This is a genomic window from Corallococcus sicarius (assembly GCF_003611735.1).
Classification (GTDB): Bacteria; Myxococcota; Myxococcia; order Myxococcales; family Myxococcaceae; genus Corallococcus; species Corallococcus sicarius.
The window spans coordinates 1-14,190 of the sequence record NZ_RAWG01000253.1; the positions used below are offsets into that span (position 1 = coordinate 1).

Consider the following 14,190-nt stretch of genomic DNA (forward strand, 5'->3'; position numbering starts at 1 on the left):
GCACGGGGAACACGCCGCGGGGAGCGAACCCTTCACGCTGTCGGCGGACGTCTCCGGCCAGCTCATCGCCCTGGGCCGCCGCGAGGGCGTCACGCCCTTCATCCTCCTGCTGGCGGCCTTCCAGGTGCTGCTGGCGCGGGCCTCCGGCCGCGACGAGGCCCTGGTGGCCTTCGCCCACGCCCACCGCGTCCGGCCGGAGCTGGAGCGGATGCCTGGGATGTTCGCCAACCTGCTCGTGGTGCGCACCCCGCTTTCGGGCAACCCCGACTTCCGCGAAGTGCTGCGACGGGTGCGCGCCGGCTACCTGGAGGCGTTCGAGCACCAGGGGCTGCCCCACGTCGAACTGATGCGACTGCTGGGCGCCCGCGATTCCAAGGCCCCTCCCGCGCTGCCCGCGGGGTTCTCCTTCGCGCAGGTCGGCGAGGGCACGCCGGGGCTGCCGGGGCTCACCCTGGGCCCCATCCCGCTGGAGTTGGAGATGACCGTGAGTGACGTGTCCCTGTCCCTGGTCCAGGGCCCGGACGGGTTCAGTGGAAGCTTCGAGTATCGTGCCGCGCTGTTCCGCCGGGAGCGCATGGAGGCGCTGGGAAGGGCCTTCGTGGAGCTGCTGGAGCGGGTGGTGGCGGAGCCGGAAGTGCGGTGGGACTCGCTGAGGGGTCTCGCCGGGACGTCGACGGGTCGGGGTGTCGCTTGAACCTGCTGCGGATGTTGCTGAGGAGTTCGAGGCTGGCGCTGGTGCTGGCCGTGGTGACCGGGCTGGCCTCGGGCGCGAGCAGCGCGGGCCTGCTCGCGTTGACGGGCGCGGCGCTGGTGGGCAAGGCCCAGGGCATGGGGTGGTACTTCGCCGCGCTGTGCGGGGTCGCGCTGCTGTCGCGCTTCGCCTCGCACGCGGTGCTCAACGGGATGCACCACGGGCTCGTCTTCCAGATGCGCACGGAGCTGGGCCGGCGGATGCTCGCCACGCCCTTGCGGCGGCTGGAGGAGCTGGGCAGCCACCGGCTCCTGGCCGCGCTCACCGGGGACATCTCCTTCGTCGGCGCCGGCCTGATGCTGTTGCCGCAGCTCATCATCCACCTGGCCATCCTGCTCGGGTGCCTGGGCTACATGGCCTGGCTGTCCAGACCCCTCCTGCTCGCGACCCTGGGCTTCATGGCGGTGGGAATCGGGACCTACCTGCTGCCCGCGCGGCGCTCCCTGGGGCTGATGCGGACGGCGCGCGAACTGTACGACCGGCTCCTCAAGCACTTCGACACGCTGTCGGAAGGCACGAAGGAGTTGAAGATGCACCGCGAGCGCCGCCTGGCCTTCCTGCGCGAGGACCTGGTGGGCACCTCCGCCGCGTTGCGGAAGGTGGACGCGCTGAGCGGCGCCATCGACGCGGCCAACTCCAGCTGGGGCATGCTGCTGTTCTTCGCCATCATCGGGCTCCTGCTGTTCGTGATGCCCACGTTCGGCGGTGTGGACGCGGCGACGCTGACGGGCTTCAGCCTCACCATCCTCTACATGCAGCAGCCGCTGGACTCGGTGCTCAACAGCTTCCACGGCGTGGGCCAGGCCACGGTCGCGCTGTCGAAGCTCGACGCGCTCGGCCTGGGGCAGGAGCCGCCGGAGCTCCAGGGCCCCCTGGAGTCACCCCGCGCCTTCGAGCGCCTGGAGCTGCGAGGCATCACCCACGCGTACCGCCGGGACCATGAGGACGGCCGCTTCCTGCTGGGCCCCATCGACCTGACGATCCGCCCGGGTGAGCTGGTGTTCCTGGTGGGCGGCAACGGCAGCGGGAAGACCACGCTGGCCAAGCTCCTCATCGGCCTCTACGCGCCTGAATCCGGAGCGGTCGTCCTGGACGGCAAGCCGCTCTCTGACGAGCGGGACTGGGAGCGCTACCGGCAGCTCTTCTCCAGCGTCTTCGTGGACTTCTGCCTCTTTGACCGGATGCTGGGCCTGGAGCGTGAGGATTTGACGGAGCAGGCCCAGCGCTACCTGGAGCGTCTGCAATTGACCCACAAGGTCCGCATCGAGGCGGGCGCGCTCTCCACCACGAGCCTCTCGCAGGGGCAGCGCAAGCGGCTGGCGCTGCTGACGGCCTACCTGGAGGACCGGCCCTTCTACCTCTTCGACGAGTGGGCGGCGGACCAGGACCCCATCTTCAAGGCGCTCTTCTACGAGCAGCTGCTGCCGGACCTGAAGCGTCGGGGGAAGGCCGTGCTGGTCATCACGCACGATGACCGCTACTTCCACGTGGCGGACCGGCTGCTGCGGCTGGAGTACGGCCAGCTGCTCCCGGAGGAGAAGCAGGCCGTGCGCCAGCACGGCTCGTGACGGACGGGCCGCCACGAGCGCGGCGGGGGCCTACTCCTTGTAGGCCATGAACCCGAGCCGGTCGGCGCGCTCGGTCCAGGCCTTGGAGAGCGCCGCCTGGAACTCGCCGCCGTTGAGCAGCTCGCGCAGGGCGTGGGTGGAGGCCTCGAGCTCGGAGGGCACGTGGCCGGGCTGCCAGTTCTGGACGACGGTGTTCCCGCCGCCCAGCTTCGAGGAGAGCACGTCCTTCACCAGCTCGCTGATCATCTCGGAGAGGTTGGCCTTGTGCCAGAAGCCGATGGCGCAGGTGGCGACGACGCCGCCGGTGCTGGTGGCGACATGGTAGGCGGAGCCGGGCCAGTACATGACGTCACCGGGCTCGGCCACGAGGACGGTGGCGTCCTCCTGGAACAGGGGGATGGCCTCGTTGCCGGCCTGGAGCTGCTGGAGGCGCTCGGGGTGTTCATCGAAGTACGCCTCCGGCCACACGAGCATCTGCTTGCGCCCTTCGAGGACCAGGGTGAGCACGTCGGCGGAGTCATCCTTGTGGATGCCGAACGGCGTCACGTCGTAGTCACCGGCGAAGATGGTGGACTCGACGTTCTTCGCGGGGATGCCCACCCGGGAGATGAGCGGCGCGAGCAGCTCCCGCAGGAGGACGCCCAGCCGGTCGTTGTAGAGCTCGATGTCGTTGAGGATGATGCCGACGCGGGCCCCGTCGAAGGTGGCGTTGAGCTCCCGGATGTAGCCCGACAGGCCGTCGCCCCGGGGCAGGAACTTGAGCTGCTCCGTGGGGCCAATCTGGCGACCCTCGACGAAGAGGCGGACGTGGCCTCCGCGGCGCCTGGCGGGCGGGGCCTTGGGACCCTCCGCGAAGGCGTGCGCGACATAGCCCCCAAAGGTCTCCAGCACGTCCATGCCCGACAGGAGGTCCTTCGGCAGCACGCCCTTGAAGACCCCGGATTGCTTCTTCCAGTAGTCCCGAGCGAACACGTCCCAGAACTCCGCCGTCAGCCCCGCTTTTTCCACGAAAGCCTCCCTTTCGGAGAAGCGTCGGCGGGCCCACACTCTGTGTCAACCCTTCCAAGTCCGTGCTTTTTCGACGCGAGGCCCTTAGGTTCCGGAGCAGGATCAAGTCGCCCCCGCGCATGCGCCACGGGGCGCGCAAGCACCAGGAGAGAACATGGCAGGCACGGATGTGCTGGATATCGGGGATTCCACCTTCAAGAAGGAGGTCTTGGAGTCAGACGTTCCGGTGCTGGTGGATTTCACGGCCGCTTGGTGTGCGCCTTGCCGGGCCATTGCTCCCGCGCTCGCGGAGCTGGCGTCTCGCTACAAGGGCCAGGTGAAGGTCGCCAAGCTCGATGTGGATGCCAACCAGGACACGTCCCAGGAGTTCGGCATCCGCTCGCTTCCGACCCTGCTGATGTTCAAGGGCGGCAAGGTGGTGGAGCAGATCGTCGGCGCGGTCCCGAAGACGCGCCTCGAAGGCGTCATCACCAAGACCCTCTCCGGGCAGGCCTGATCCCGGAGCCCCAGGCTCCATCGCCCCCTGTGCTCATGGGCGATGGAGGCCGGTGCCCTCGCGGCTCGGACCTCTCTTCGGGTCCTGATGCGCGGGGGCGCTAATCCGCGAGCGTCAACAGCGCGTCGAACAGCGGATCCTCGATGCGGTGCGCTTCCGCGGTGTGATGCACGCCCCGGATTCCCGACCACGCCCCGAGCAGCTGATACGGCACGACCCAGGTCGTACCGCCCGCGTGTTCGAGCGCCACGGCTCCGGCCAGCCCCCCCTTCCCATGCCGCAGGTTGGTGCGCACCACCTGGAGCGTGCCGGCGGACTGGACCCCCAGGAGCACGCCGCTCGCATCGCTCAGCGTGGCCCCGTTCTCGAGGACCTCGATGTGCTGCAACGGGAGCTTGAGCCAGGTGGAGCCGGGCGCATCGACCCGGACGATCAGCGACAGCAGGGTGATCAGCCCGACGATGAAGCCCACCGACACCAGCGAGACCCAGAAGACCATGAAGCTGAAGTCCGGCCAGGACATCCACGCCGTGAATGCTCCCGAGATGGCGGCGGTCGTCGGAAGGCTGATGGCCGTCAGCCTCATCAGGAAGCGGGGGGTGCTGGTCTTCCACAGGGTGCCTCTGGCCACCACGCGAGGCCCCCCACGACTACCAGGCGGCCTCGGGATGCGGGCGTACTCTAAATCCATGTCCCTACGATGACTGAATCCCGGAGCAAGGCGAAGCCCCTGGGTGCCAATACCGGGGGCGACGGCCTCCGCCAGGGACGGTGGTAGCGTTTGGCCCGTGACCGCCCCGAGCACCCCGCTGGCCTCCGCGTTCATCGCCGCCCTGGATGAGGAGCACGTCCCGGCTCCAGGGTTGGAGCAACTCGAGTCCCTGCTCACTGCGTCCGTTGAGCACGCGCGCTCGCGCTGGCCCGGCATCGCGCTCGAACCCGAGGCGTTCGTGGCCTTCGTCGCGGAGCGTCTGCCTCCCGGTGCTTCCGTTCCGGAGGTGCTGGGAGCCACCTCCGCCATCGACGAGCTGTACCTGGCCTTCGGGTGCCTGCGGCATCACCGCGTCGCGCTCCAGCGCTTCGAGGACACCTATCTGCGCGAGGTCGGCGCGTTCGTCTCCGGCGTGGACCGCTCGCCCGCATTCGTTGACGAGGTGCGGCAGCTGCTGCGCGAGCGCCTGTTCGCGGCCTCCGCGGGCTCCGAGCCGAAGATTTCGGAGTTCACGGGCAGCGGCGCGCTGGGCGGGTGGGTGCGCGTGGCGGCGCTGCGGATCGCCCTCAACCTCAAGCGCTCCGAGGCGCGGGCGGACTCCGCGGCCCGGGAGTCGGTTGAAGCGGCGCTCGGGGAGGACCTGGGCCCGGAGCTGCAACACCTGCGCTCGCACTACCGCGAGGCCTTCACGGAGGCCGTGCGCGCGTCCCTGGGACAGCTCACCGACCGGGACCGCACCCTGCTGCGCCTGTACCACGTGGAGGCGCTGTCGCTGGAGGCCATCGCGGCGCTCTACCGCGTGCACCTGTCCACTGTTTCACGCTGGCTCAGCCGTGCCCGTGAACAGGTGGCCGAAGCCACCACCCAGCAGCTCTGCAAGCGGCTGGGGGTGGGGCCGTCGTCGGTGAACAGCATCGCCGCGCTGGTGGTGGGGCAGATCGATCTCAGCCTCACGCGCCTGCTCAAGACGGGCGGCTGAACTTTCGCTGCAAAGGTTTTTCCGGCCGGTGTCAGTGCGTCAGGAGGCCCCTTCCGGGACCTCCCTCAACGCCACACACCGAGGAGAACCCCATGCGTCCCACCCGTTGGCTGCCCCTGCTCACGCTCGTCACCGCCGTCTCCGCCTGCGAGCCCCCTGCCGAGGACTCCGTCCAGACGGAGGTCCAGTTGCCCGGTGAGAAGTTCTATCCGGAGGGCATCGCGTCCAGCTCGGACGGCACGCTCTACATCGGGAGCGTGGGCACGGGCGCCATCGCCCGCGCACGAAAGGGCGAGCTGGGGGCTCACGTCTTCGTGCCGCCGCGCGCCGCCTTCGCCGTCTACGGCCTCGCGGTGGACGAGGCGCGCGACACGCTCTGGGCCTGCACCTATGACGACAACCTGCTCCCCGCGCAGCCCGCGTACCTCACCGCGTACGCGCTCGCCACCGGTGAGCTGAAGGCGAGCCACCGCATGCCCGGCACCAGCGGCTTCTGCAACGACCTCACCTTGGACTCAGCGGGCAACGTGTACGCGAGCGATGCGATCGCGCACACCCTTGTCCGACTGCCCGTGGGGGGCAGCGCGTTGACGACGTGGGCTTCGGATGACGCGTTCGCTCCCATCGCCGAGGGAAGCTTCACCCTCAATGGCATCACCTACGACGGGGCGAGCACGCTCTACGTCGTGAAGTACGACTCGGGGACGCTGTTCTCCATCGCCATCCAGGCGGATGGAAGCGCGGGGGCTCCGGTGACGATCCCGGTGGTGCCGGCCATCGAGTCGGGTGACGGATTGGAGTGGCTCGATGCGCAGCGGCTGCTGGTGGTGGAGAACGCCCCCGGCCGGGTCTCCGTGGTGACGCACTCCGGAGGCTCGGGGACGAAGCAGGTCATCGCCAACGGGTTCGTGGAGCCGACCACCGCCGCGCTCACCGATGAGGGGGCCTGGGTCCTGGAGGCCCAGATGAAGTACCTCTTCGGCACCCCGGGCGACCCGGCCCTGCCGTTTCGCGTGCACCGGCTGGTGGTGCCGGCGGCCCCCCTTCTGCCTTGAGTGCGGCAACGGCTAGCATCGCAGCCCACCATGTCAGGATGCCTCACCGAGGAGACCGTGCTCACCTTCGTGGAGGGCCGGCTGCGCCCCGGACAGCGGGAACTCATCGAGTCCCACCTGTCCGGGTGTGAGGCCTGCGGCGAGCTGCTCGCCGTGGTCACCGGGGCCTGGCACGCGGAGGGCCGACTGTCGGACGCGGAGCCGTCTCCACCGCGTCCGTTCATCGAAGGTGAGCAGGTGGGCCCGTACACCGTGGTCGGACATGCCGCCAGTGGCGCGATGGGCGACGTGTACCGGGCGCACGACGGACGGCTCGGGCGGGACGTGGCGCTGAAGGCGCTTCCGGCGCGGTTCGTCCAGGATGCGGAGCGTCTGGCCCGCTTCCGTCAGGAGGCGCGCGCGGCGGGCGCCCTGTCCCACCCGCACCTGCTCACGGTGTTCGACGTGGGAACCCACGAGGGCGTGCCCTATCTGATCACCGAGTGGCTGGAGGGCGTCACGCTGCGGGAACGGCTGCTGCTCGGCCCGCTGCCGATGGAGCAGGTGTTGCGGCTGGGCATCCAGTTCTCGCACGGGCTGGCCGCCGCTCACGCGCGCGGGGTCATCCACCGCGACCTCAAGCCCGCGAACCTCTTCCTCTGTGCGAACGGGAATGGACGGATCCTCGACTTCGGGCTCGCGCGGCTCACCGAGCACCTCTCGGACGGCGTGGTGACCCAGAGCGGCGCGGTGGTGGGCACCGCGGGCTACATGGCGCCCGAGCAGGTGCGTGGGCAGCCCGTGGATTCGCGCGCGGATGTGTTCGCGTTGGGCGCGGTGCTCTACGAGGCGGTGAGTGGCCGCGCTCCGTTCGGCGGCGACAGCCCGGTGGAGCGGATGAGCGCCGCGCTCCGTGACGACCCTCCGCCGCTGCCGGGCGAGCTGGGGACGGTCCTCGCGCGCTGTCTGGCGAAGTCCCCCGGCGACAGGTTCCAGTCCGCGCAGGACCTGGCCTTCGCCCTGGAGGGCATCGCCAACCGCACGAACGTGCGGCGCCCTTCGTTCCCGCGCCCTGCCCTGTTCGCCATCGCGGCGGTCCTCCTGCTGGGCGGGGTCGGGCTCCTGTTCGCCTTTCCCCAGGAAGCCGCGGCCCCCTCACGCGAGGCCACGCGCCCGACCTACCGTCCCGTCACCTTCCGCCAGGGCCACGTGCTCACCGCCCGCTTCTCCGCGGATGGACACACGCTGTTCTACGGCGCGGCGTGGGAGGGCGGACGCGCGGAGCTCTACAGCGCACGCACCGAGCGGCCCCTGGCGCAGCCGCTGGGCCAGCCCGCGGATGTGCTCGCCGCATCGCCCCGGGGTGAGCTGGCGGTGCTGCTGGAGCCCCGGTTCTTCGACCCCGAGCACGGCAGCGGGACGCTCGGGCTGATGCCGCTGGCGGGAGGTGCACCGCGTGCCGTGCTCGATGGCGTGATGGAGGCCGACTGGGGACGCAGCGGGGGCCCCCTGGCGGTGGTGCGGCGGGTGGGCGAGAGCTACCGCCTGGAACAGCCTCCCGGGACGGTGCGCTTCGAATCCCAGGGGTGGATCAGCCACGCGCGGGTGTCTCCCGACGGAGCGCGGATCGCGTTCCTGTTCCATGCGCATCCGAAGGACGACCGCGGCGACGTGTGGGTGCTGGAGAAGAGCGGCCCTCCGCGCGTGCTGTCCGCGGACTGGTCGAGCATCCGGGGTCTCGCGTGGGCTCCCGACGGCAACGAGGTGTGGTTCACCGCCTCCCGCGTCGACTCGGACTACGCGCTGCACGCGGTCGACCTGGAGGGGAAGACACGGCTCGTGGATCGGATCGCCGGGCGGATGATGCTCCATGACATCGCGGTCAATGGCTCCGTGCTGATGGATCACCCGGTCGCGCGGTTCGGGCTCGTGTTCGGGCGCGATGGCGAGGAGCGCAACCTCACCTGGGCGGACTCCACGCTCATGATGGACCTGTCGCGCGACGGACGGACGTTGCTCTTCACCGAGGGCGGGCAGACAGAAGGGCCGACCTATGGCGCGTACCTGCGGACCACCGACGGCGCGCCGCCCATCCGGCTCGGAGACGGCCTCCCGATGGCCCTCTCCCCGGATGGCAAGCAGGTGCTGACGGCGCGGTATGGGGACCGGACGGAGTTCTTCCTGCTGTCCACCGGCGCCGGGGAGCCCCGCCCGGTGTCACTCGCGCCGGTCACCATGCTGCTGTCCGCGCGCTGGTTCCCGGATGGAAAGCGATTGCACCTGCGGGCCAGCGAGGGCGGGCGTCCTGCCCGACACTGGGTCTTCGAGCCGGGGGCGGGAGCGCCTCGCCCCATCACGCCGGAAGGCACGGGCTTCAGCGCCGCCATCTCACCCGATGGGTCGAGCCTCGCGGCGGTCGACACCACCGGAAGCCTCCAGCTCATCTCCACCACTGGCGCGGACCTCCGTCAGGTGCCCGGACGGTTCCCCGGCCTGCAGGTGGTCGGCTGGAACGCGGACGGCCACACCCTCTACCTGCGCAGCGTCTCGCTTCCCGTGCAGATCTCCCGGGTCGACGTGCGAACCGGCGCGATCACGCCGCACCTGACGGTGCCAGCACGCGGGAACATGCCGGGCCTCGTCTCCGTCATGACGCTCGCGCTCTCCGCGGATGGGAGCGCGTATGCGTACAGCTACAGCGCGGCGCTCTCACGGTTGTACCTGCGGGAGGATCCTTCCCTCGCCCGTGCAGGGACTCCCTGACGAACCGCCCTGCTGAGAACCGCGCCACACCGGACCGTGCCGACCGGGCCGCGCGGTTCTCTTCGACGGCTCAGCTCAGCGGTCGCCCTTGAAGACTTCCGCGCTCTTGAGGTTCTGGGTCACGAAGTCCCAGTTCACCAGACTGGTGAGGAACGTCTCGATGTACTTGGGACGCAGGTTCCGGTAGTCGATGTAGTAGGCGTGCTCCCAGACGTCGATGGTGAGCAGCGCCTTCTGGCCGTGCTTCATCGGCAGGTCCGCGTTGCCCGTCTTCGCGATGGAGAGCTTGCCCTTCTCCTCCACCAGCCACGCCCAGCCGGAGCCGAACTGCGTCGCGGCGGCGTTGGAGAACTCCTCCTTGAACTTCTCGAAGGAGCCGAAGTCGCGCTTGATGGCGTCCGCCAGCTCGCCCCGGGGCTCGCCGCCGCCGTTGGGCGCCATGCAGTGCCAGTAGAAGGTGTGGTTCCACACCTGGGCCGCGTTGTTGAACACGCCGCCCTCGCTGCTGAGGATGATGTCGATGAGCGACTTGCTCTCCTCCGGCTTGCCCGCGATGAACTTGTTCAGGTTCGTCACGTAGGCGTTGTGGTGCTTGCCGTGGTGGTACTCCAGCGTCTCCGCGCTGATGTGCGGGGCCAGCGCGTCCTTCTTGTACGGAAGCTCGGGCAACGTGAACGCCATGGGGTTCGTCCTTTCGTGATGCTGTGAACTGCGGTTTTCGTTCGCTACTTCCGCGCGGGTGCTGGATCCGGGTGCGCCGTCACCGCGCGATACGCCCGGTTCCAATAGACCAGCGGCTCACCGTCCGCACCCCGTTGGATGCCGACCACGCGGCCCACCAGCAAGAGGTGATCGCCGTAACGGTGCACATCCAACAGAGTGCAGGACAGCGAGGCCAGGCAGTCCTGCACGAAGGCCTCCTCGCTGAACGCGAGGCCGTCTGATTCGCCCTTCGCGCACCGGACGGAGATGTCGCGTTGGGTGGTGGACAGCACGCTCACGCTGAAGCGGCCCGCGGCCTCCACCCGCTTCAGCGTCCGGGAGATCTGCTGGAGCGCCACCACCACCAGGGGCGGATCCAGGGAGAGGGAGCTGAAGGAGCTGACGGTCGTCGCCGCGACCCCTTCCGCGTCCCGCACCGAGACCACCGCCACACCGCTCGCCCACCGGGACATCGCCTCCCGGAAGTCGAGGGCCGTCACCCCTTCGGGACCACCCTGAGTCATGGGCGGTCTCTACCACCCACACCGCCACCCGGTCAGCAGTTCCTCCAATCCATTGGCGGAATACCAACGCAGTAGCAGCGCCCGGGGGCTTCCGCCTTGCGGACAGTCCTCCGGGGCGGGGTGTATTCGCGGGAGGACGCCCCCTCCTATGATCCGCCCGGGGGTGGCACGCGTGACCGAACCGTCGTGGGCGGAGACGCTGGGGCGGCTGGACACGTTGCTCGTCCAGGTCTGTCACCTGGAGGAAGCGCGCGCCTCGAAGCTCCGGGGCGAGGAGGAGGGCGGCTGGGACGCCGTTCGCACCACCGTGCGCGCCCCGGTTTCAGAGCTGGCCTTCACCGCGTCGCTTCCGGAGGCCCCGCTGCTGGGGACCTCACCTCCCCTTCCCTTCGCGCGCCTCCGGGCGTCGCTGCGGCTGGAGGCCGTGGAGGAAGAGGCGCTGCTGTTGCTCCTCGCGGCGCACCTGGAGCCCCGCTACCCGCGCCTGTTCGCCGTGCTCCAGGACGACACCGCGCAGGGATGGAACGTGGAGCGGTTGCTCGTCACCGTGCTGGGCCGCACCCCTGCCCGCTTGCAGCGCCTGCTGGCGTCGCTGACCGAGAGCGGGCTGCTCGTGGGTGGAGGGCTGCTGCAGACGGGCCTGGGGGCGTTTCCTCCAATGCTGCGGCCCGTGGACCTGGCGCCGGAGGTCCGTGACGCGCTGCTGGAGTTGCCCCGCCCTTCCGTGTTGGGCGACATGTCCCTGGAGTGGCACGGCGTGGAGCCCCTTCGACTCCCGGAGCGCGGAGCTTCGGGTTCGTTCGCGGTGGTGCATGGCGAGGGGGAACGGCTGGGCGTGGCATTGGGATTCGCCGCCGACGCGGGCGTGCCCCTGGTCGTTGCCCGGTGGGCCGGGGGCCTGGAGCAGGCTTTCGCGGCACGGGCGCTGTGGCGCATGGCCTCCGTGCGGGGGGCGCTGCTGGCCGTGGACCTGGCCGGGTGCGAACGCGGCGTCGCCCTCTCCGTCACCGGCACCCTGTCGCGCCTGTGTCAGCAGTTCGGGGGGCGGGCCCTGGTGCTGTGTGACTCCGCGCAGCCCGTCGCTGTTGCCCACCACGAGGCTCCGGCGCTGGCCTTCACCGAGCGACGCGCGCTGTGGCGGGAGGAGGCACTGGCCCGGGGGCTTGCGTTGGCGGAGGCGGACGCGGGGCGGCTGGCGTCCAGCTTCCGGGGTGGGTTGCAGGAGCTCCGCCGGGTCTTCGACGCGGCACCCGGCGGTGATGCCGATGCCCTTCGCGGTGCCGCCGCGCGGTGGGTCCAGGTGCCGCTGCGCCATGGCTACCGGCTGGAGACGTCGCGGACGTTCGCGGACCTCGTGGTCCGTGACACCACCCGCGAAGCGCTGGAGCGACTGCTGTTCTACGTGGCCCAGCGCGACCGCGTCGCCGAGGAGCGCGGCCTGCTGCAACGGTTCCGGCTCCACACCGGCCCGGTGGCCCTGTTCTCCGGACGCTCTGGCACGGGGAAGACCCTGGCCGCGGAGGTCATCGCGCATGCGGTGGGCCGGCCGCTCTATGTCATCGACCTGTCCCGGCTGGTCAGCAAGTACGTGGGCGAGACGGAGAAGAACATCGACGAGGTGCTCTCCCACGGTGAGCGGGCCGGAGCGGTGCTGTTCTTCGATGAAGCGGATTCACTCTTCTCCGCGCGCACCGAGGTCAGCAACGCGAATGATCGCTTCGCCAACCTGGAGGTCGGCTTCCTGCTCCAGCGCATCGAGCGCCACGACGGGCTGATCATCCTGGCCACCAACCTCCAGACGGCCATCGACGAAGCGTTCCTGCGGCGCTTCCACGCGCGCATCGAGTTCCCCTTCCCCGAGGTCGACGAGCGCCGCCGCATCTGGGAGCTGATGCTTCCGGACGGCGTGCCTCGCACGGGGACGCTCGACCTCGCGGGGCTGGCCCAGCGTCACCGACTGTCGGGCGGCGACATCCGCAACGCGGCCCTCAAGGGCATCTTCCTCGCCGAACAGGCCGGGGCTCCGTTGTGCCAGGAACACCTGGAGCGCGCCGTCGCGCTGGAGCTGTACGAGCTGGGCCGGCTGTCACGCCGCGCGGAGGCGGAGAGCCCGGGCGACGCGGGCACCCGCCTGCGCCGCGTGGCCGAGGTGTTCCAGGAGGCACTGGACACGCAGCTTCGCCAACACTTCCTCAAGGAGATCCACATCCTGCACGGCTCGCCCACACGGGAGGCGCTCGCGGGGAAGCGGCCCGCGGTGTCGCTCGCCCTCTACCGGCTGGCCGTCACGCAGAGCGGCGCGCTGCGATTGGGGCTCATCGTCTCCGCGTGGTCCAACCGCGCCGAGGAGGAACACGAGCTGCTCGGGGTGCTTCACGGGCTGCTCACGCGCGGCCTGCCGCATGAGCTGGATGGCCGGAAGGTCACCCCTCGTGTCCAGGAGAGTTACGACTTCGACCTGCTCCATCGCTTCTGGAGCAGTCATGGACATCCCATCCGGGCCTCCCTGGTGCTGGATGTGGAGATGACCTAGCGTCCTTTTCACTGATGGTGCGGGGGGGGACCGTGCGCATCCGTGAACAGGGCTCGAAGGCTTCGACCCAGCACGCGATCCGGAAGAGCTCCGGCCGGACTCCCTCGTCCTCGTCTGGCCTCCCACGCAATGCCGGTGTCGTCCCGCGGGGGCCTGCCTCTTCCAATCCCGCGCGTGAGCTGGCGTCCCGCCTCGCCTCGCTGAAGGGCGTGGGCCCCGGTGTCTCCGGACAGGTGCTGCGCGATACGGCGCGCGACCTGGAGCGCCGCGTAAGTGACCCGGCGTGGCGGACGATGGGCGGGCCGCGCTCCCACCTCTTCGACCCGTGCCCGTTCCACCCTCCCGAGGTGGCGCTGCTCTCCACGCCGGGCGCTGTCGAAGCGGAGGCAGGCATCACCGGGCTGGCTCCCACGCCCCACACCGGGCTCGCGGAGGCCGAGGGTGCCTCGCAGCCCACCACCATCGCGGGACAGGAGGAAGCGGACCGGCGGCGCGCAATGGCCCGGACCGCCGTGCTCCCTCCTGGATCCACGGAGGAGATCGCGGACACCGCCGCGCGCCTGGCCGAGGACCGCGCCCGGACCGACGGCACGGCGACACCTGACACGGGGCTGGGTGCAGGCACGTCGCCGCTCGGGGTCGTGGACGCGACTGGCACCGGGCTGGGTGGGAGCACGTCCCCGCCTGGCGTCCTGGACACGACCGTCGATACGCCAGGTGCAGCGGGCGAAGAAGCCACCGAGGAGCCACGGCCCGCGCCCGCCGGAACGGCACCTGGCAGCATGGGCGAGGCCGCACGGATCGACACGGCCGTGAGCGCCCTGTCGGGACGGGGTGACGTGCGCATCACGATCCGCCCGGCCACCGGAGGCCCCGGCGGACCCGCCACTGTCGCGAGGCCGCCGCCAATCCAGACCGACGCCTCCGTCGATGTGGGTCGCACCGACGTGCCCCCCAGGACAGCCCCCACGGACCTCGCCGCGGCGGAGGCCACGAAGCAACTGGCCGACGCGCACGCCCAAGGTGTCCAGGGCATCCAGCAGGGCCTTGAGTCCCCACCGGACACGACCGGTGTCATCCCCGCAGAAGCCACGACCCCCACCACGCTTCCGCTCCCACC

12 protein-coding genes are annotated in these 14,190 nt (G+C 70.3%); 8 read left to right on the forward strand and 4 right to left on the reverse strand.

The features are described from left to right. Positions 1-694 (forward strand): condensation domain-containing protein (locus tag D7X12_RS30250; RefSeq protein ID WP_244224869.1); only part of this gene is annotated, 694 nt, incomplete at its 5' end. After that, positions 691-2,319 carry a cyclic peptide export ABC transporter gene (locus tag D7X12_RS30255; RefSeq protein ID WP_120628724.1) on the forward strand — a complete coding sequence of 543 codons (1,629 nt, stop codon included), beginning with the start codon at positions 691-693 and terminating at the stop codon, positions 2,317-2,319. The genes D7X12_RS30250 and D7X12_RS30255, both read left to right, overlap by 4 nt. Before the next feature lie 30 nt (positions 2,320-2,349). Here the strand turns inward: D7X12_RS30255 and D7X12_RS30260 are convergent, their stop codons facing one another. Further along, entirely contained in the window at positions 2,350-3,327 is a 978-nt protein-coding gene (locus D7X12_RS30260; RefSeq protein ID WP_120628725.1) for a JmjC domain-containing protein, read from the reverse strand. 154 nt (positions 3,328-3,481) lie between these two features. Here D7X12_RS30260 and trxA point away from each other — a divergent pair, with 154 nt between their 5' ends. Beyond that, entirely contained in the window at positions 3,482-3,823 is a 342-nt protein-coding gene (gene trxA / locus D7X12_RS30265; RefSeq protein WP_120628726.1) for a thioredoxin, read from the forward strand. A 100-nt stretch (positions 3,824-3,923) separates the two neighbouring features. Here the strand turns inward: trxA and D7X12_RS30270 are convergent, their stop codons facing one another. Continuing rightward, entirely contained in the window at positions 3,924-4,454 is a 531-nt protein-coding gene (locus D7X12_RS30270) for a hypothetical protein (RefSeq protein ID WP_147443848.1), read from the reverse strand. Between the two features lie 157 nt (positions 4,455-4,611). On the opposite strand from D7X12_RS30270, the gene D7X12_RS30275 reads away from it, so the two are divergent. The 3 genes from D7X12_RS30275 to D7X12_RS30285 all read left to right on the forward strand — a co-directional run bounded on the left by D7X12_RS30275 (position 4,612) and on the right by D7X12_RS30285 (position 9,311). Beyond that, complete coding sequence (locus tag D7X12_RS30275; protein ID WP_158620149.1) at positions 4,612-5,514, forward strand: sigma-70 family RNA polymerase sigma factor; 903 nt, start codon at positions 4,612-4,614, stop codon at positions 5,512-5,514. Between the two features lie 92 nt (positions 5,515-5,606). After that, on the forward strand, positions 5,607-6,569 hold the full coding sequence (locus tag D7X12_RS30280; RefSeq protein ID WP_120628729.1) for an SMP-30/gluconolactonase/LRE family protein: 963 nt from the start codon (positions 5,607-5,609) through the stop codon (positions 6,567-6,569). A 30-nt stretch (positions 6,570-6,599) separates the two neighbouring features. Next, positions 6,600-9,311 carry a protein kinase domain-containing protein gene (locus D7X12_RS30285; RefSeq protein ID WP_120628730.1) on the forward strand — a complete coding sequence of 904 codons (2,712 nt, stop codon included), beginning with the start codon at positions 6,600-6,602 and terminating at the stop codon, positions 9,309-9,311. A gap of 75 nt (positions 9,312-9,386) precedes the next feature. Here the strand turns inward: D7X12_RS30285 and D7X12_RS30290 are convergent, their stop codons facing one another. Together D7X12_RS30290 and D7X12_RS30295 are read right to left on the reverse strand one after the other, a co-directional pair. Beyond that, on the reverse strand, positions 9,387-9,992 hold the full coding sequence (locus tag D7X12_RS30290) for a superoxide dismutase (RefSeq protein WP_120628731.1): 606 nt from the start codon (positions 9,990-9,992) through the stop codon (positions 9,387-9,389). Positions 9,993-10,036: 44 nt separating this feature from the next. Beyond that, on the reverse strand, positions 10,037-10,537 hold the full coding sequence (locus D7X12_RS30295; protein WP_120628732.1) for a flavin reductase family protein: 501 nt from the start codon (positions 10,535-10,537) through the stop codon (positions 10,037-10,039). A gap of 172 nt (positions 10,538-10,709) precedes the next feature. On the opposite strand from D7X12_RS30295, the gene D7X12_RS30300 reads away from it, so the two are divergent. Next, on the forward strand, positions 10,710-13,070 hold the full coding sequence (locus D7X12_RS30300; protein WP_158620150.1) for an AAA family ATPase: 2,361 nt from the start codon (positions 10,710-10,712) through the stop codon (positions 13,068-13,070). A 209-nt stretch (positions 13,071-13,279) separates the two neighbouring features. Then, the coding region (locus tag D7X12_RS30305) for a hypothetical protein (RefSeq protein ID WP_147443849.1) at positions 13,280-14,190 on the forward strand (911 nt) is incomplete at its 3' end.